This window comes from Streptomyces sp. NBC_01506 (assembly GCF_045040295.1).
GTDB lineage: Bacteria > Actinomycetota > Actinomycetes > Streptomycetales > Streptomycetaceae > Streptomyces.
Genome location: NZ_CP109422.1, coordinates 4,078,701 through 4,095,525 on the forward strand (window position 1 = coordinate 4,078,701; position 16,825 = coordinate 4,095,525).

The 16,825-nt window shown below is 68.8% G+C and carries 15 protein-coding genes; 5 read left to right on the forward strand and 10 right to left on the reverse strand.

Annotation, left to right across the window (positions count from 1 at the left end; genetic code table 11):
* Positions 1 to 26 precede the first annotated feature (26 nt).
* Entirely contained in the window at positions 27 to 500 is a 474-nt protein-coding gene (locus OG329_RS17660) for an ABC transporter ATP-binding protein (protein ID WP_405796231.1), read from the reverse strand.
* 232 nt (positions 501 to 732) lie between these two features.
* Here OG329_RS17660 and OG329_RS17665 point away from each other — a divergent pair, with 232 nt between their 5' ends.
* Entirely contained in the window at positions 733 to 894 is a 162-nt protein-coding gene (locus OG329_RS17665; RefSeq protein WP_405796233.1) for a hypothetical protein, read from the forward strand.
* Between the two features lie 48 nt (positions 895 to 942).
* Here the strand turns inward: OG329_RS17665 and OG329_RS17670 are convergent, their stop codons facing one another.
* The 9 genes from OG329_RS17670 to OG329_RS17710 all read right to left on the reverse strand — a co-directional run bounded on the left by OG329_RS17670 (position 943) and on the right by OG329_RS17710 (position 11,490).
* Complete coding sequence (locus OG329_RS17670) at positions 943 to 1,326, reverse strand: hypothetical protein (RefSeq protein ID WP_405796235.1); 384 nt, start codon at positions 1,324 to 1,326, stop codon at positions 943 to 945.
* Between the two features lie 61 nt (positions 1,327 to 1,387).
* Complete coding sequence (locus tag OG329_RS17675) at positions 1,388 to 2,509, reverse strand: hypothetical protein (RefSeq protein WP_405796236.1); 1,122 nt, start codon at positions 2,507 to 2,509, stop codon at positions 1,388 to 1,390.
* 110 nt (positions 2,510 to 2,619) lie between these two features.
* Complete coding sequence (fxlM, locus tag OG329_RS17680) at positions 2,620 to 4,701, reverse strand: methyltransferase, FxLD system (protein ID WP_405796238.1); 2,082 nt, start codon at positions 4,699 to 4,701, stop codon at positions 2,620 to 2,622.
* A gap of 23 nt (positions 4,702 to 4,724) precedes the next feature.
* A complete protein-coding gene (locus OG329_RS17685) occupies positions 4,725 to 5,996 on the reverse strand; it encodes a lanthionine synthetase C family protein (protein WP_405796240.1) in 1,272 nt (423 codons plus the stop codon).
* On the reverse strand, positions 5,993 to 9,064 hold the full coding sequence (locus tag OG329_RS17690; RefSeq protein ID WP_405796242.1) for a lantibiotic dehydratase: 3,072 nt from the start codon (positions 9,062 to 9,064) through the stop codon (positions 5,993 to 5,995). Before OG329_RS17690 ends, OG329_RS17685 begins: the two co-directional genes overlap by 4 nt.
* 86 nt (positions 9,065 to 9,150) lie before the next feature.
* Positions 9,151 to 9,327 (reverse strand): FxLD family lanthipeptide, encoded by a 177-nt coding sequence (locus OG329_RS17695; protein ID WP_405796243.1) that lies wholly within the window; start codon positions 9,325 to 9,327, stop codon positions 9,151 to 9,153.
* Between the two features lie 223 nt (positions 9,328 to 9,550).
* On the reverse strand, positions 9,551 to 10,507 hold the full coding sequence (locus OG329_RS17700) for an endonuclease/exonuclease/phosphatase family protein (protein WP_405796245.1): 957 nt from the start codon (positions 10,505 to 10,507) through the stop codon (positions 9,551 to 9,553).
* A gap of 85 nt (positions 10,508 to 10,592) precedes the next feature.
* Positions 10,593 to 10,901: a hypothetical protein gene (locus OG329_RS17705; protein WP_405796247.1), complete on the reverse strand. Its 309-nt coding sequence runs from the start codon at positions 10,899 to 10,901 to the stop codon at positions 10,593 to 10,595.
* 109 nt (positions 10,902 to 11,010) lie between these two features.
* Positions 11,011 to 11,490 (reverse strand): ATP-binding protein, encoded by a 480-nt coding sequence (locus tag OG329_RS17710; protein WP_405796248.1) that lies wholly within the window; start codon positions 11,488 to 11,490, stop codon positions 11,011 to 11,013.
* A gap of 193 nt (positions 11,491 to 11,683) precedes the next feature.
* On the opposite strand from OG329_RS17710, the gene OG329_RS17715 reads away from it, so the two are divergent.
* The 4 genes from OG329_RS17715 to OG329_RS17730 all read left to right on the forward strand — a co-directional run bounded on the left by OG329_RS17715 (position 11,684) and on the right by OG329_RS17730 (position 16,823).
* The gene (locus OG329_RS17715) at positions 11,684 to 12,943 is read left to right on the forward strand and encodes a Tat pathway signal protein (RefSeq protein WP_405796249.1); all 1,260 of its coding nucleotides are present in this window, start codon (positions 11,684 to 11,686) and stop codon (positions 12,941 to 12,943) included.
* Complete coding sequence (locus tag OG329_RS17720; protein ID WP_405796250.1) at positions 12,940 to 13,509, forward strand: N-acetyltransferase; 570 nt, start codon at positions 12,940 to 12,942, stop codon at positions 13,507 to 13,509. The genes OG329_RS17715 and OG329_RS17720 overlap by 4 nt, the downstream gene beginning before the upstream one ends.
* 181 nt (positions 13,510 to 13,690) lie before the next feature.
* Positions 13,691 to 14,458 (forward strand): hypothetical protein, encoded by a 768-nt coding sequence (locus OG329_RS17725; protein WP_405796252.1) that lies wholly within the window; start codon positions 13,691 to 13,693, stop codon positions 14,456 to 14,458.
* A 148-nt stretch (positions 14,459 to 14,606) separates the two neighbouring features.
* Positions 14,607 to 16,823 carry an MMPL family transporter gene (locus OG329_RS17730; RefSeq protein WP_405796254.1) on the forward strand — a complete coding sequence of 739 codons (2,217 nt, stop codon included), beginning with the start codon at positions 14,607 to 14,609 and terminating at the stop codon, positions 16,821 to 16,823.
* Positions 16,824 to 16,825 lie beyond the last annotated feature (2 nt).

A 16,825-nucleotide genomic window follows, 5' to 3' on the forward strand; every position in this document is an offset into this window, starting at 1 on the left:
GCACCGTACTGGGAGCAGTTGCTCGCCTATCTGGAGGCCGAATGCGAGGCGCGCGGGCGGGTGTTGATGGCCGACGGGCTCAGACCGACCTGCTCCAGGACGTCGGCCACCGCGTCGCGCTTGGGACGGGTGCCGGCGAGCCGCAGGGGCAGCGTCACGTTGTCCACCACGGTGAGGGCGGGGAGCAGGTTGAACGCCTGGAAGATGAAGCCGATGCGTTCGCGGCGCAGTCTGGTCAGCGGGCGCTCCTTGAGCGGGCCGATGTCCACGCCGTCCAGGACCACCGTCCCCGACGTCGGCTTGTCGAGCCCGGCCGCACAGTGCAGGAAGGTGCTCTTGCCCGAACCGGAGGGCCCCATCACCGCAGTGAAGGTCCCCCGTGCCAGATCGATACTCACGCCGTCGAGCGCGGTCACCCGGTTCTTCGATCCGCCGTAGTACTTGGTCACAGCCGAGAGCCGGACCACCGGCTCGGACTGCGGGTCCTGTGTCCCGGTCATGGGTTGTCCTTCGGCAGGTCGGCGGGGGTACATCGAGAAGACCGCGATCGCCGCAGACGGCGGCACGCGGTGAGCCTAGGGACGGTACGGCGGCGGGGAACAGGACCTTAAGCCCTCGGTTAAAGTCACCGGCCGCCAGATCTCGCCCGACAACGCGCCATACCGGAAAGGCCGTTCAGGACGACCTTCATGGAGCGCCCGGACGGATCAAGTCCTGCGCCACGAATGGGCGTTGGATCCGATGGTGCGTATCTGCGAGGAGGCGGGCGGACTCGGCGTGGCGGTCGCCCACAGCGGCACCACACACGCCGTCCTCCCGGACACCACGGCCCCCGACTGCTCCACCCGCCTCGTGACGGCGGCCCAGCGAAGCCAGGAGCCGGCAGGAATGTGACGGTGCATCACACGCCGAGCTTCTTCTGACGGTGACCGGGCCGACCGGCTACGGCGCCGCCTCGCGGAAGAGGGCCAGGAGGGCTTTCGCCTGCGGGGCGTTCACGTCGAAGAACTGCGTGGCCAGTGCGGGCGGCACGGCGGTTCCCTGCATGCGGACTTCATGGCAGCCAAAGCAGAACGCCGCCTCGAACAGCGCCAGGCCGAGAGTGTCCGCGTACGCCCGGACGCTCCAGCCCGGCGAGAAGCCGCAGCGGTGCTGCTCGCTGCCGGGCAAGCTCTCGATCAAGGCCAGGACGCCGACTGCCTCGCTCCCGATCCAGCGGGCGCCCACCCTGCCGGGATACGGGGCATCGCGCTCTGTCGGGAGTCCGGAGATCCTTACGACCTCCAGGAATACTGCGGTGGCTACGGCTTCGGCGGGGAGCTGCATGTGAGTAGTCTGCCCGCGCCCAGTACCGGGCGGTGCACCTGCCTCTGATGAGGCCATTCGCTCAACCCGTTGCCGCGTGCGAACTCGTCGCTGTGCCCAGAGAGCGACTGATCACCGCTTCGCTGGAGTCGAGCGCGGCGGACAGGTCTGTGGACAGGTCGCCAGGGAAGGCACCGCTACCCAGTCCACATGACCGGACCAGGTTCCGGCAATCCTGAGCCTGGTTGTCTGTGATGAGCGTGCTGAAATCAGCGTGCGCCAGGATTTCGCGGGCCGCGTATCCGTCGAGCGTGTCCGTTGTCCGTCGGAGCAGATTCGCGAGAAGTCGCTGTACGTCGGAGTGTTGGGGGCCCACCGCATCCAAGACCGTCAGGCCGAGGCGAATGTCGAAGACGGTCAGCCCTGGTTGGGCATCGTGGTTGAGGTAGCTGCTCACCAGTTCGCTCGCGCAGGCGTCGAGGTCCCGACCTGCGTCGCGGCGACACAGAGCGGTCAGGCATACGGTGACAGCCTGTTCCCACGGATCGCCCGGAGCAGTGCTGGTCAGAAGCTCCAAAGCGCGTTCGGCATCGCCAGCGGTGAGGGCTGCGACTACCGCGACTTGGCGACCGTCGAGCATCCGTGTGCCCACGCCGCGGTGCTGCTCGATGTGTGCCAGGGCCTCGGGCCACCGGCCCGCGGTGGTGAGGCTGCGCGTGCCGTCGGCGAGCACCACGCGCCACAACCAGGCGTGAACTTCCCGTCGGTCTTCGTCATTACGGGTGAGGTTCGCGGGCACGGTGATGCTCTCGAATACGGCGGCCCGGCGCGCGCCGACGGCTTCGTACAGGTCCAGGAGTCGTTGGCGGCCGTCGTCGTTGTGGCCGGCGCGGATCTGCAAGCGCGCGAGGTTGACCAAGGGCTCCAGCCCCCGGATGGCGCTCATGGCCGGAAGGGGGCAGGCCGGGAGGTACGCCTCGGCGTGCCGGTGGCACATGGTGCGGGCGAGGTCGGGCAGGTCGATGTCTGAGGCGACAAGCGCGGCCTGGTTGAAGACGGAGGAGGCAACGCCCTGGTCGCCTTGCTTCACCGCCTTCGCGGCGAGTTCAACCAGAGCCCTCACGCGGGCATGCAGCGGCAAGCAGGCCGGCCGGAATCGGGCAACGAGCGGAAAGCGTCTTGCTGTCGAGCCGAGCGGGTCCATGCGTACCCCCAGGAGCAACGGGTGAGACGGGATGAAGCAAGGGCGAGCCGATGGTGGTGGTGCCCGTCGGCCACGCGACGGGCACCGCCTTCTTCACAGCCGGGCGGACGTCAGCGCCAGTCGACGACGATGCGGTTCAGCGGGGTGTCGAGAGCGAACAGGCCGGGGGCCCGCTCGACGGCCGGAGCGTCGAGGGGCTCGATCTCGAACGTGGCCTCACGATCGCGGTACTCGCGGTCCCAGGTGCGGATTGCGTCCGCGACCCGCGCGGTCAGCTCGTCACTGCCGGGGCCGTGGCCGATGACACCGAACTCCCAGAGCTTGGCGCCCTCGGGGGTTCTCTTCTCCGACAGTCGGCGGGCGAGGTAGGTAACAGCGCCCTTGTCGACAACCGCGGTTGAGGACGGGTAGGGGTCCTGCGTGAGTAGCGTCCCCTTGGCGTCCTTCGGGAACAGCATCCGCATCAGGCCGCCGGGCAGGGAGCAGGAGACGAACAGCTCCATCCACTCCGGCGACTCCATGGCGCGGACCATCATCCCGGTCCACTCCTCGGTGCGCGGCCCCTCGAGCACTCCGGCCAGCGCCGCGGCGTCGACGGGCCGCCCGGCGGAGGTCTGGAGCCGTACGGTGCCGTCGGTGCTGAGCGGGATAACAGGGAGGTCGTCGTCGGCGATGCCCTTTCGTAGCGGCATGAAGGTGTTCATCATGCTGCTGACGCTGGTCCAGCGGCCGTCGCGCTCCTCGTAGGCGATGGAGCGGGCCACGCTGCCCTTGAGCCGCTGGGGAACCAAGAGTCTTCCGCCGGGAGCGAGTTGCCGCATCCAGGCGTGGGGGACGCCGTGCGCGCCGACGGTGGCGATGATCCGGTCGTAGGGCGCGCCTTCGGCGTGGCCGAGGGCGCCGTCGCGGGTCAGCGCCTCGACGTTGGTGAACCCGGCGGAGACCAGGTGCGCGCGGGCGCCTTCCACGAGGTCGTCGTCCACGTCGATGGTGGTGACGTGGCCGGTCTCGCCGACGAGGTGAGCGAGGAGCGCGGCGTTGTAGCCGGTGCCGGCGCCGAGTTCGAGAATGCGTTCACCAGGCTGGGCTTCCAATTGGTCCAGCATGAGCGCGACGATTTCGGGTTGTGAGGCGCAGGAGATGGACCTGCCGTCGGTGTCGAATTTGACGTCAACCACCGTGTTGGCGTAGGCGTCTTCGAGTGTTGCCTCGGGCACGAACAGGTGGCGGGGCACGGTGCGCAGCGCGGTCTCGACCGCAGGAGTGCGGGCATAGCCGGATTCGCGGATCTTGTCGACCAAAACATTGCGGAGCTGCGCCGCGTCAGTCTCGGAGGTGGCGATCGTGTCGGTATTCACCGCCTCGACGCTATTGGTTTCGGGCGTCCCCTCGGTGGACGACGCGGTGTTGTCACTCGAACCCATGACTGCCTCTCGTGCGATGTTGAACAGGGCGCTCTGGTCGTCCGGGAGGAGACCCGCGCGATTTGCGTGGAAGATCAAGTGGTGGGTGATGACGGCCCGCAGGCCGCGTGTGAGTCCGCCCCTGCTGGCAAGGTGGGCGAGCGTGGTACCGGCCTGTTCGAAGGCGGCCACCCACTCGTCGTGTCCTTCGAGCGGACCGGTCGGCCGGCACAGGCTGCGTGTGTCGACGGTCATCAGCCTCGTTATCGCAGTGCTCAGGGCGGCTGCCCGATCGAGCGGCAGTTCCTCCGGCGCCGGTCGCAGTGCGGCGGCCTTCGCCCACACGTCGCCCTGCTCGAACCAGTCCAGGCGGGCGGCCCGCATCATGGCGCTGGTCAGGAGGACGGCGGTCTCCCGGCGGCCCAGTCGGCCGGGTCCGGTCCGGTAGGTGAGCAGGTGGCGACTGTCCAGGTGGAACAAGTCGTGGGCGGAGTCCATGGCCTGCGTCCCGCCGAAGGCAGCGGTCTCCGGCTCGTAGATGCCAGGAACCCACGACGTGACCGTGCCGACGTCGACAAGATCGCTCAGCAGGGACTCGACCAGCGGGGACGGCTCGGACGCGCGATACCGCAGCGGCCAGGGCTGCTTGTTCATGAACCACCAGCCGGTGAGCTGGCCGTCTTCTTCGGCCGCGAGCAGGGCGGGGCCGAAGCGGTCGGCGATGGCGCGCCTGCCGGTCGCGCGGTCGGCGAAGGTCACGTTGTGTTGGTGCCAACGTTCCGGGGGCATGGTGGGGTCCTTCGGTCAGTGAATCAGGCGATGAGGAGGCAGGTGTCCCAGGCGGATCGGGGTGGGGCGGTGGTGGCAGGGGCCAGGAGCGCCAGCGCCATACCGGCGGCGCCGTTCAAGAACCCGGGTCCTGCTTGCTCGCCTTGGATGACCGACCTTGCCGTGTCCTCCGCGACGGTGCCGGCCGGGCAGGCGGCGGTCAGCAGCGACGGTATTGCCGCGCGGAGTTGCCCGGCGGTGGAGGGGTGCGCGTCGTCGGCGGTCCGGGCCGCGATGTGCGCGAGGCCGGAGAATCCGTGGCACAGTCCGTTGTCCGTGGTCGCCTTGAGCTGAGCGCGGTCGGTGAGAGCGGACACGAGGGCGTTCTCCGCTTGGACCTGACGGTCGGTGTCGCCGAGGGCGAGCGCGGCGAGTTGCCGGGCACGGGCCAGACCGGCGGTTCCGTAGCACCACGACGGTCGTCGCGGCGGGGACGGATCGGGACGGCCGGTGCGCAGCTCATCTCGCGTAATCCAGTAGGGCCACGCTTCGCCTCGGTCGGTCGTCTCCTGCCAGCGGTCCAGCCAGGCCAGGATCGTGCGGATGGCTTCGCGGTGACCGCCGACGGTGGTACCGCGTCGGGCGGCAAGTGCCAGCAGCGCGAGCACGCCGCCGATGCCGTGGGCCATGCCGTGGTTGGAGTGACCGCCCGGAAAGCGGTCGTCCTGTCGCCCGGATGGTCCGCTGAGGGTCCACCATCCCGGCAGGACCTCACCGCCGTAGGTCAGCGGCTCGGTGAGGCGTACGCAGTAGTCGAGGACGGCTCTCACGTCGGCACCGGCGGGATCGCGGCGCAGAAAGGAGGCGCCGTAGCCCACAAGCCCCCGGATCGTGTCGAACTCGGCGTACTCCGGCAGGCGCCCCGTGTCGATGCGGCGGTGCGCGGCCTCCAGACGGCGACGGTTGTCGGCGCCCAACTGCCGGTCCAGGGTGCCCCGAGCGCGCTGGTAGGCGCCGGGGAGGTGGTCGGCGACGCAGGCCATGGCGTGCGCGAGGGCAGGTGCGCCGTAGAAGGGATGGCTGTCGGGGCCGCCGGTGAACGGCTGCCGGGCGGGTGTGGCGAGCCAGTCGTGGGCGCGCTGCCACGGCCCCAGTCCGGCGGCGGCCCGCTCGATATGGAGCAGGGCAATGCCGGTCGGCCCGTACGCGAGGTGCTGACGGTGGAGGGACGCGTCCGGTCCCATCCGTGCGGTGGCGGGGTCGGCCAGAAGGTCGGCGACAGCGTTCGCTGTCTTGAGCGCGAGGGAGTGGGTCATCGTGCCCGCCGTGACATCCAGGCCAGGGCGGCGGCACGTGTGAGATAGAGGCAGATCTCTTCCTCGGTGAAGTCGACCGCGACGTGCCGCACGAAGTGCACGTGCAGGAGCGAGAAGAGAACATCGTCCAGACGGATGCCCTGGGTGTCCGGCCCGGGGAAGTGCGGCCGGTAGGCGGCGAGCGCCGCGCTCCGATCGGCCCACGCCTCCACGATGGTGTGCCCGCCGGGCGCACCGCGCAGGGCTGCCCAGTCGCCGGACGGATCGGCCAGCCGTACGGTCTCGGTGAACTGCGGACGCGGGACCGCTGCGGGTGCGGTCGGCGGAATGTGGTCGATCAGCCAGCGCATCCCGTCCTCAGTACTGCCCAGGAACGCGGTGGCGATGGCGATGGTGTGTGCGGCCACCAGGGCACGCCGCTGCGGGCGTTGGGACAGAGTGAGCTGGGCGACGACGGCGCGCGAGTCGGCGCGGAACACTTCCTCGGCCGCGTTCCAGGCATCCCCCGAGCCCCAACGGCCCATCTCCCGGTAGGAAGTGGGAAAGCGCATGTCCGACAGCAGCCCGGCGCCGCGCAGTTCATCGGCCCAGGTGGCGATCGTGCGGGTCGTCTCGGCGAAGGCATCGGGATCAGACAGGGCGATGCGCACGCGCAAGTGCTGATCGGGGTCGCGGAAGCGGATGAACCACCACGGCGGCCCGCCGAGCCTGTCCAGCAGGACCGGGAGATGCTGGGCGAGCAGGGTGTCTTGGCGGCGCCGGTCGCCGTACAGCGTGGTCAGGAGCAGGGAAGAGACTCCGGGGGTTTGGATCTGCTCCGGGGAGAAGGTGCGGGCCGGTGTGGGGGTCGGCAGGAGCGGCCACGCCGGCGGTCGCGTCGCCTTGAGCAGCATGACGACCTCATGTGCACGGCCTTCGGACCAGCCGTACGCGTCGGCGGCGGGAGCTTCCACGAGAACGGCCGGGCGGACGCGGCTCAGATGCCGGCGTAAGAGGGCGCGGTGTCCGGCCTGGCAAAGGTCGAGGTGCAGGCGCCGGTCCTCCTCGGCCAGGACGACCCGCTGCGGCATCCGTCGCCGCGCCCTCCACTCCTCAAGGGCGGTGTCCCACTGGGCGTCGGGGTGGTCGCGGCCGGGCAAGTCCGCTGCCTCCAGCAGCCACCGGGCGGGGGCGAGCACCGTGCGCCCGTAGCGCAGCCGGGGCAGGAACGGCATCGCGCTCGCCGCGCCCCAGTCGAACAGGGTGAGCTGCGCGCACTGCGCGCGGGACAGCTCGGTGAGGAACCGGACGAGCGGCGGGGTGTGCGTGGTGAGGTTCAGCGCGTGCATCCCCACCGCCTCGACGCGGCAACCCAGTTCGGGTGCCGCCAGATACATGCGGCGCCCGTCGCACGCCACCGCCAGGTCGTCGGGCGTGAGCACGTCGTCGCCTGCGGCGCGGTGCTCCTGGACGCTGATCACCGTGGGCAGCACCTGCGGGGCACGCGTGACGTGGGCGCTTGTGGACAGCAGAGGCGGGAACGACAACTGGGCGGCGATGGTGCCGGCGTCTGCGGTCGGCAGGTCGGCCAGTTCCGCTGCCAGCCCCTCGCGGTCCCCGGGAGCCAGTACGCCGAGGAAGCGGCCGGTGGTGACCCCAGCGCCGCGGGACACGCTCGCAAGCTCCAGTTGGAAGCGCCCTCGGCGCAGTTCTTCGACGCCGGCCGCGTGCACCCGCACACCGACCTCCAGGTGCGGCGGCACCCTGGGGTGCACCGGTCCCAGTTCCATCGCGGCGATCAGATCATCGGTGAGTACCACCTCCTCACATCCGTCGAGAGCGGCAGCCTGAGCCAGCCGAACCAAGGTGTCGTCCCGTACGGAGAGGCGGGTGCGGTCCTCGGCGGCCTGGTTGCCCGGGTACCCGTGGGGAAAGCCGGTGCCGCTGTCGGCGACGACTTCGTTGAGCGGCACCATCGTGCCGATGCCGTACCGCTCGTAGAACCGCTGCTGGTACGCCTTCCACGCCGCAGTTCCGTACGGGTGGGCGCTCACCCGGGCCAAGGCACCGGCCGCACGCTCGATCTCTTGCGCGACCTCTTCGGGCAACTCGACCTGAGCGTCCAGACGAAGATCCAGAGCCAGGGGGTGCCGCTTCAAGCCCGGGACATGGGCCCGCATCCGCGCGGCGGCGCGGGCCCGGCCGCTGCGGGAGCCGCAACCGCTGAGGTCGACCCGCACGGCGTGCAGATCGCGGACCGTATCAGCAACCGGCGTCACCCTGTCGGCGCCCATCGCGTCGAGCTGGTCCAGCAGATATCGCAGAGCGTCGGTCTCCGTGCTCGGTGCGTGGAGGTTCGTGATCAGTACCTCGTACTGAACCAGCTCTCGTATGAGCCGTTGGATCTTCCCGATTCCCGCCGTGGGGAACTCCGCACAGAGCTTGTCCGCGAGGACACCCGCGAGGATCGGCTCCCGTGATGCGTCCAGGACCGCCCGCACGGGTCCGGTCAGGGCCACGGATGCCTCGACCGCACGCCGACGATCACCATGGGGGTCGGACTTGTACGGCACGATGAGCCGGTCACCGCGTTTCGCGGTGGTGTTGTTGACGACCACCCGGAGACGTTCCAGCAACTCGGGGCACGACTCAAGCCGTTGGACCACCACCGTCAGCCACTCCGCACTCGCGCGGCCGACAACCGTGTGATCCGAGCCCCACAGCATCCGCGCCTTGGGCCCGATGACGGCCGGGACCACGCCGGCGAACAGGCCGAACGGAGTCGCCCGGTGTTCGGCGCGCAGCACGTAACGCGCTACTGAGACGACGGCACGCCGTACGTCACGCGTGGCCGGGTCGCCCGACGAGCACAGGGCGCGCACCTGCGAAGCGAGAACAGGGCTGGCGTGCGCCAGAGCCTCGGTGACGTCCTCCTCCAACCACACCTCGCGCAACCACGCGAGCCGGGCAGCCGCGCCGCGAGGGGACAGGTCATCGAGGTCGGGGCACGGGGGCACGGGAAGTTCCGGCCGAGCGACCGCACGCAGGAGAGCCGTCTTCCCGGCGCGGAACGCGGTGCTCGAAGTCATCACAACCTCCGGTCCAGGTGGGGGCCGGTGCCTTCGCGCGATGCAAGACGCGAAGGCACCGGCCTGGAATGACGTGTGCCGTCAGGTCAGGCCACGTTGGTGGTGCACGCTCCGCAGGTGGAACCGCAGCCGTCGTTCGTCAGGCTGATCAGACCGGCGGTGTCGGAGACCTCGACCAGGGTGACGTCCAGGTCAAAGCCATCCGACGTTGAACCCGAGTCCTGGGGCTTCACCTGCGTGCTGTGAGTGATCGGGGAACTCATACGAACTCCTCTGCATTGGAAGTGAATTGCGGATGGTGGTGCGGCCGGACGCCCACGTGCGGAGCCTATGGAGCCGGCTACGCCCGCCCGACGGTTCCCGGCCACCGATCCGAGGTGCCATGCCCTGGAAGTGGGATGTGAGGGGCCGCCTATCCCGGACCGGAGTCTTGCGCCGCCCCGATGGTCGGGTTCGTACCCACCGATTCACCGGGACGGCCGTCCGTCACGCTGCCGCTTGTTCGGTTTGTTCGGTCTGCCGGTTGAGGACATCCGAGAGGGCGTCAGCGTCGAGGGTCAGGCGGACGATGTGGTGGTCCGAGATTTCTTCGGCGACCTCGATCACATCGACGCCGACGATCGTCCCCAGCAGATCGGCGGTGGCGTAGATCCTGTCGATCCGCGCGTCCGGGCCGTGGGTGGCACAGGCGTTGACCGTGCGGGCCAGCGCCGCTTTGCCGCCGGCGCCTCGTGCGGTCGACCAGTGCCGGGCGACATCCTCCAGACCGGCCGTGCGCAGGGTGTCATCCGGTCGGGTGTCCATGACGCGTCGTCCACCCGGGCCGACCACGCTGCGGTGCAGGCGGTGAGGCAGGTCTGCGATGGCGGTGAGCTCCGGCAGGGGGACATCGCCGTCGACCGGCGCCGGATAGGAGTTGTTGTCCCCCGCGAGGAGGGCGGGCAGCCGTACTGTCCCACCGTCGGGCGTCGTCCACTTCTTGTCGGCCCAGACGCTCAACCACTCGGCCTCGGCAAGGCGGTTCGCCGCCGACGCGTAGTTCAGGTGGTAGGAGGCAAAAGCCATCGGCATGGAGCTGGTGCCCGCGGGCGTGAAGCGGAGCGTCAGCGCGGTGGGTGGCAGAACCCACATGGGCCCGGTCGACGGCCATTCGCGCAGCGCCTGGAACACGCGCGGGTCGGCGAAGACCGCGGTGGACGATCGGGGCCCGAGCCAGCCTCGCAGGCCGAGAACATCCTCCAACTGGTACATGATCTCGGAACCGTCGGCTTCGGCCCCCCACATCTCCTGGCGTGCCACCAGGTCTGGGTTGAGGGACGCCAGCAGCTTGTGGGCGCGGAGTCGCTGGGACGCATCGCCCGCACCGTTGCGCTCGTAGTTCCACGACAGGATCGTGACGCGACGGCCTTGGCGACCGCTCTTGCCGTTTCTCTCGTTGCTCATGACTCTTCGTCTCCTGATGTGCTTTCGGAGGGGCTGGGGGCGGACGGCGGCTGCTCGGCGACAGCCGGGCCCACCGGGCAGGGGTCTATGCCGCATGTGCGGCCAGTTCCTTCAGCAGTTCATCGAGGTCGACGACCGTGAAGGACTTCAAGCGGCGAATCATCTGGGAGGTGAGGAACGTCGTCATGTTCTGGTGCCCGTACGGCGGCGGCCCGTCAGGCTGCGCCACGACCTTCACGCCGTCCACGCCGAGCCCGTAGACGGTGCCGTGCACCCCGTACAACGGGAAGGTTGTAGTGAGGAAGACCATGGGGCCCGCGTTCAGATGAGGGCAGAGCCGGGCGGCGGCACGAGTGATGAAGGGAACCAGCGCTGAATCGGTCGCCGTGCGCATGGAACGGGGCTTCTCTCTCGTTGTCGGGGCGTGTGGAAGCGGCCCGATCACGATGCCGCCATGGGGAGTTGGTGCTTACCATTCCCGTCGAGGGCGAGAGCGGAAGCGATCATGGCCGCCTCTCCGCGGGTAATGCGAGGCGACACCAGGTCTCCGTGCCGGTGTCGTTCGTCCCCCAGTCCCCTCCGTGTTCCTCCGCCACGACGGCCACCAAGGTGAGACCCCGTCCTGACTCCGCGACCTCATCCGCGCGCCTGGGTGTCGCGAGCCCCGGCATGCCGTCGATGACGGTGACAACCAGGAAGCCGTCCAGGACGGCGATGGTCACGCGGACCTCGCTCGTGCGGGTGTGCAGCACCGCGTTGGTCACCAACTCACTGACGACCAGTGTCACCTCGTCGATCAACGCGGCGAGGCCGCAGTACCGCAGTCGCGCAGCCGCGATCCGGCGCATGGCGCCTACCCGGCAAGCGTCCTCACGGCTGGGCTGCACTCCGGCAGGGCGCGGCTGCACCTGAATCCGTTCGTTCATTACGTCGCGGTCGCGGCTCAGGACCGCCTGGGACTGGCGTACGGCTGTCGTCGTCATCACGTCCTCCGGGCGACAGACGAGAGCGCGGGAGAGACTTGTCCCGCCTCGCCTGTTTGCTTACGTGTGTTCAGACAACTCCCGCACTGGGAGTTGTGGGGATGCCGTATCGGCTTGGAGTTCCCCGCAACACCCCTGCCGTTTTGACTTGCTCTTGAACTTTCGCTTCGACGGAAAGCTCTAACGTTGTGTCATGCAGGAATCACGGAACGACGCGTTCGCATCGTGGCTGCACCGGCACGGAATGTCCGTGAGAGAACTGACGTGCCTGGTCAACAGGGCAATCGAGAACCTGACCGGCCGCTACGGGACAGTGAACGAACGCCACATCTACAAGCTGCTCAGAGGAGAGCACACGTCGCCCAATGCACTGATGAAAGCAGCGCTCCACAGCGTGACGGGCCGAACAGCCCCAGAGTTAGGCTTCGTTCCCCGGGGAAGACAGAACTCAGATTCCCCAGCACCCGAGGACGACCCCGTGTATCGACGCGCTTTCCTGGCCGCGGCCACTGCCGCGGGCGCTTCACTGACCGCACCCTCCGCCACGCGACGCAGACTTGGGTCGGCCGACGTGGACCGGATGAATGCCAAGTTGGCGGCCTTGGTCAGCATGGACAACAAGTACGGAGGTACGGCGGAGCTCCAGCGGCATGCGGGCGCGCTCGCACAGGAGACCGTGCGTTTGCAGAACTCTCACGCCGCGTCCAGCCGTATCCGGTCCGAGCTGTACGGTGTCGCGGCAGCGTTCACGGCGAGCGCCATGTGGGCCGCTATCGACGGTCGGCGTCTCAACGAGGCAGAACCGTACCTCCACCAGGCGGTCACCCTCGCCGGCCTGGCCAACAACCGTCACGTCCTCTTCCGGGTGTGGGGACACGCAGGAATCATGTACCGCCACCTTGGTCGTCCGGCCGACGCGATCGCCGCCGGTGAAGCGGCTCGCGCGACGTCTGTCACCCGCAGCGACCCGCTCTACGCGTCCCTGGCGCTGGCACGGCTCGCGACGTTCCACGCCGATGCGGGGGACGAGCGCAGCGCGCTGCGCTCGATCGGCCTCGCGCAAGACAGCTACGACCGAGCCGACCAGACAAAGCACCGCCCGCCGTGGATGGGCTTCTACGACCAAGCGGAACTGAACAGTTCGGCCGCCTTCACTCACCTGCGGCTCGGGAAGTGGGAAGACGCCGAACTTCACGCACACCGATGCCTCGCCCTCCTGCGGCCCGACCTCGAACGTAACCGCGCTCTGACATACGCCAACCTGGCTCTCGCGCAACTCGGCCAGGGCGAAGTCGAACCGGCGGTCACCGCCGCCCGGACTGTTCCCGCTGAGATGGCCGGGCACGGTCGCGTCTCCATGCTTCTGCGCGACTTCACCACTCGACTCAGGTCCGTGGCGCCACACAGCCCTGAAACCACCTCGTGGCTCGATCACCGGAAGGCAGCCGCATGAACGACACCATCACCCACCGTCGCATCAGTGACGTGAACGCGGTCCGGGAACTCATTCTCGGAATCCACGTAGAAGTGCGTGGAGAATTCGGGCTGATGGATCGACCGTTCTATCAGCGTGATCGGTTCGACGAGCGTCTGACGGCATACTCGTCCCGCCCCGGCTGGGAAGCCGTCATCGCCTACCACGGGGAGGAACCGGTCGGTTATGTATTCGCTGTGCCGCTCGGCGAGAACACCGGATGGTGGTCGGCGGAGCGGACGCCTCTCCCCGACGAGTACGTAACGGAGGACGGCACTCGGACCCTCGCCCTCAACGAAGTACTTGTGCGCCGACCCTGGCGGGGCTCCCAGGGCAGGGGCACCGCACGCGCCCTGCACGAGGAACTGCTCTCGCGGCGCCAGGAGCGCCGCGTCACCCTCCTCGTCAATCCCGCTCTTTCCGACGGGCGGCTCAAGGCCGTGTACGAATCCTGGGGCTACCAACAGGTCGGCAGCCAGCAGCCGTTCGCCGACTCCCCGGTCTTCGCCACGATGATGCGGGACCCACTGCGTCAGCGACCGTAAGCCTCGCTCACCGGCCGGGGCAGGTACCGATACGGCGGCCCCCGGTTATCGAGATGTGCCTTGTTGTCCGAAGAATCCGAACTACTCTGCCCGGCAAGGGCTGTTCGGATCCGGCTGGAGGCTGACGGAAGTGTCCGCACCGTGCACTGGATGGATAGGCGAACTCCGAGGACACACCGTTATGTTCACCGGCAGGACCCTGGTGGACGGTGAATGGGTCATCCGTAAGGACTGCTTCTCTCGTTCGCAGACATTAGGGGCTACCTGCCAGGACAGCTTTTCCAGGAAGGTAACCCTCGTGGTCCACGGCGAGCTGGCAGGCAACGTCAAGGACATGGACCGGGGACTGAGCAGGAAACTGTTGGCGGTGCTGGACTCGCGCAAAGCAGGCCGACACATACACGTGGTCGACGCCGCCGGCTACTCGGATCTTCTGTTCAAAGCTCCGGCTCGCTGCCGGGACCTCAAGGTGCGGGGCGATCACGTGACCGTCATGGCTGAGGTCGGAGACGGTTTCCTCGGCGGACCGTTCGACAGGCTTCATCTGCGTACCCGGGGACTCGGCCGGTTCGAGGCCGGTGTTCTGGGGCGCGGTACGCCGCGGCACGAGAAGCTGCTGTCGCGCCTGATCGAACAGGTCACCGGCCGGACGACACCCGATCTCCGCGCCCCGGCGCGCCGCGGTCCCCACTTCGACCTCGGCTGGATCAGTCAACAGATCGCGTACGGCGCGTGGGTCGCGGTTCCCCAGCAACCGGCCGCCGAGAGGACGAACCGTCTGACGGAGGTTGTCGAGCACGTCAGCAGGTCGGTCCATTCTGTTCCGCGACACGGCCGGGCCCGGCCCGTAGTGGTGCTTGAGGACTCGGTAGACCTGAACTCCGGGCTGGAGGAGAAGGCGAAGTCGGTCGGCGTCCTCCTCCAGAAAGTCGGGAACGCCCCTCGTTGACATGCTGAACAACGGCATGTGAAGACCTGGCGCAGGCCCTTCTCCCCTCTCCCCCGCCCGGTTGAACCAGGGGTCCACCGACTGGTGGACCCCAAGTTCAACCGGTCGAGGCTGTCGCCGCCACACCCCCCGCGACCAGCATGGACGCATGACGAATCTCCCTGTAAGGATGGCTCGCTGGAGCGCCGGGCACCCCTGGCGCGCAATCGTCGGCTGGATCCTGTTCGTAACCCTGTGCCTCGGCGCGGGCATTGCCGCCGGGACCAATCAGGCCGCCACGGAGGACTATCGCGTCGGCGAGGCCGGTCGCGGAGAGGCCGTCGCGGCCGAGGGCGGGCTACAGCAGCGCCCCGTCGAACGCGTCCTGATCACCGCGCCGCCCGGCAGCGGCCCGCTCGACACGGCGGCGGCGGACGCCGCCGCCAAAGATGTCGCCGCGCGTATGGGCGGGCTGCCCGAGGTCCGTTCGGTGGCGGCGCCGGTGCGCTCCGCCGACGGCAGCGCCGTACGTGTCGACATCACCATGGAAGGGCCCGAGCTGTCGGGCAAGAAGCATGTCGACCCGCTGCTCGCGCAGACCGCCGAGGTACAGCGGGCCAACCCCGGTCTGCGCGTGGAGGAGGTCGGCTCGCCCTCGATCAGCAAGGGGGTCGAGAAGCTGCGCGGTGACGACCTGGCCCGTACCGAGATGATCGCCCTGCCGGTCACGCTGATCACGCTGCTGGTCGTCTTCAGCTCCCTGGTGATGGCGCTCGTCCCGCTGCTGCTCGCCCTCACCTCGATCGCCGCCGCCATCGGTCTGTCCGCCCTCGCCTCGCACGTCTTCCCGGACGCCGGCGTCGGCACCAACGTCATCCTGCTCATCGGACTCGCCGTGGGCGTCGACTACACACTCTTCTATCTCAAGCGCGAACGCGAGGAGCGCGCCAAGGCCCAAGGGACTCTCACCCCGCAGGCCGTCGTGGAGCTGGCCGCGGCCACCTCGGGCCGTGCGGTCGTGCTGTCCGGTTTCGCCGTCGCCGTCTCCAGCGCCACGCTGTTCCTCGCCGACGACGTCATCTTCTCCTCGATCGCGGTGGGCGCGATCGTCGTCACCCTGGTCGCCGTCGTCAGCTCGCTGACCGTCCTGCCCGCCCTGCTCGTGAAGCTCGTACGGCGCTCGGAGCGCCGAGCCGCCCGCAAGGCGGCGCGGGCCGCCGAGCGTGGCACCACCCCGAAGGCGAAGAAGCAGCGCACGCCGGGTGCCGGCCGGTTCACCGCCGCCGTCCTGCGCCCCGTCGCCAAATACCCCGCCGCGGCCCTGACCCTCACGCTCGCCGCCCTGCTCGCCCTCGCCGCCCCGGCCCTGGGGATGAAGCTGACCGACATGGGCCGCGACACGCACTCGCGCGACATCGTCGCCATGCGGACCTTCGACCGCCTCAACGCCGCCTTCCCCGAACTGAAGTCCATGCACCAGGTGTTGGTACGCGCCGACGCCGGCCGTTCGCCCGAGGTGACCGCCGCGCTGACCGCACTGGGCCAGGAGTTCGAGGGCGACCCGCGGACCACCGGAACGCCGAAGGTGTCCACCTCCAAGGACAAGCGGATCAGCATGCTCCAGATCCAGGTGCCGCATTACGTGCACACCGAGGCGGCCCAGTCGGCCCTGAAGGACATCCGTGACACCTACATCCCCCGCACGGTCGGCGAGATCGAGGGCGCGCAGACCGCGGTGACGGGCGATGTCGCCCGCTACAACGACTACCCCACCCACCAGAAGGAGAAGCTGCCGATGATCATCGCGGCGCTGCTCCTGGTGACCTTCGCCATGACGGTGTGGGCGTTCCGCTCCGTGGTCCTCGGGCTGGTCGGCATCCTGCTCAACCTGCTCTCCTCCGCCGCCTCGCTCGGTGTCCTGGTCCTCGTCTTCCAGAACACCTGGGCCGAGGGGGTCCTCGACTTCACCTCCACCGGCACGATCGGCTCGCGGGTGCCCCTGTTCCTCTTCGTCATCCTCTTCGGACTGTCCATGGACTACCAGGTGTTCGTGATCAGCCGGATCCGGGAGGCGGTACTGAGCGGCGTGCCCACCCGTAAGGCGATCATCGACGGGATCGGCAGCTCGGCGGCCGTGGTCACCGGTGCCGCCGCGGTCATGGTGACCGTCTTCGCCAGCTTCGCGGCCCTGCATCTGATCGAGATGAAGCAGATCGGCTTCGTCCTCACGGTCGCCGTCCTGCTCGACGCCTTCGTCATCCGGATGCTGCTCCTGCCGGCCCTGATGCTGCTGCTCGGGGAGGCCAACTGGTGGCCTTCGAGGCCGAGTCGGGCAAAGGCGGACACTCCGGACCTCGCCCCTCGTCCGTTGCAAAACGTAAACTGACG

Bases quoted from the DNA above. Each gene is read 5' to 3' on its own strand.
- OG329_RS17705 (WP_405796247.1), bottom strand. From the start codon at position 10,901: ATGCGCACGGCGACCGATTCAGCGCTGGTTCCCTTCATCACTCGTGCC.
- OG329_RS17700 (WP_405796245.1), bottom strand. From the start codon at position 10,507: ATGAGCAACGAGAGAAACGGCAAGAGCGGTCGCCAAGGCCGTCGCGTC.
- OG329_RS17660 (WP_405796231.1), bottom strand. From the start codon at position 500: ATGACCGGGACACAGGACCCGCAGTCCGAGCCGGTGGTCCGGCTCTCG.
- OG329_RS17675 (WP_405796236.1), bottom strand. From the start codon at position 2,509: ATGGACCCGCTCGGCTCGACAGCAAGACGCTTTCCGCTCGTTGCCCGA.
- OG329_RS17670 (WP_405796235.1), bottom strand. From the start codon at position 1,326: ATGCAGCTCCCCGCCGAAGCCGTAGCCACCGCAGTATTCCTGGAGGTC.
- OG329_RS17690 (WP_405796242.1), bottom strand. From the start codon at position 9,064: ATGACTTCGAGCACCGCGTTCCGCGCCGGGAAGACGGCTCTCCTGCGT.
- OG329_RS17695 (WP_405796243.1), bottom strand. From the start codon at position 9,327: ATGAGTTCCCCGATCACTCACAGCACGCAGGTGAAGCCCCAGGACTCG.
- OG329_RS17725 (WP_405796252.1), top strand. From the start codon at position 13,691: ATGTTCACCGGCAGGACCCTGGTGGACGGTGAATGGGTCATCCGTAAG.
- fxlM (WP_405796238.1), bottom strand. From the start codon at position 4,701: ATGCCCCCGGAACGTTGGCACCAACACAACGTGACCTTCGCCGACCGC.
- OG329_RS17710 (WP_405796248.1), bottom strand. From the start codon at position 11,490: ATGACGACGACAGCCGTACGCCAGTCCCAGGCGGTCCTGAGCCGCGAC.
- OG329_RS17715 (WP_405796249.1), top strand. From the start codon at position 11,684: ATGCAGGAATCACGGAACGACGCGTTCGCATCGTGGCTGCACCGGCAC.
- OG329_RS17730 (WP_405796254.1), top strand. From the start codon at position 14,607: ATGACGAATCTCCCTGTAAGGATGGCTCGCTGGAGCGCCGGGCACCCC.
- OG329_RS17685 (WP_405796240.1), bottom strand. From the start codon at position 5,996: ATGACCCACTCCCTCGCGCTCAAGACAGCGAACGCTGTCGCCGACCTT.
- OG329_RS17720 (WP_405796250.1), top strand. From the start codon at position 12,940: ATGAACGACACCATCACCCACCGTCGCATCAGTGACGTGAACGCGGTC.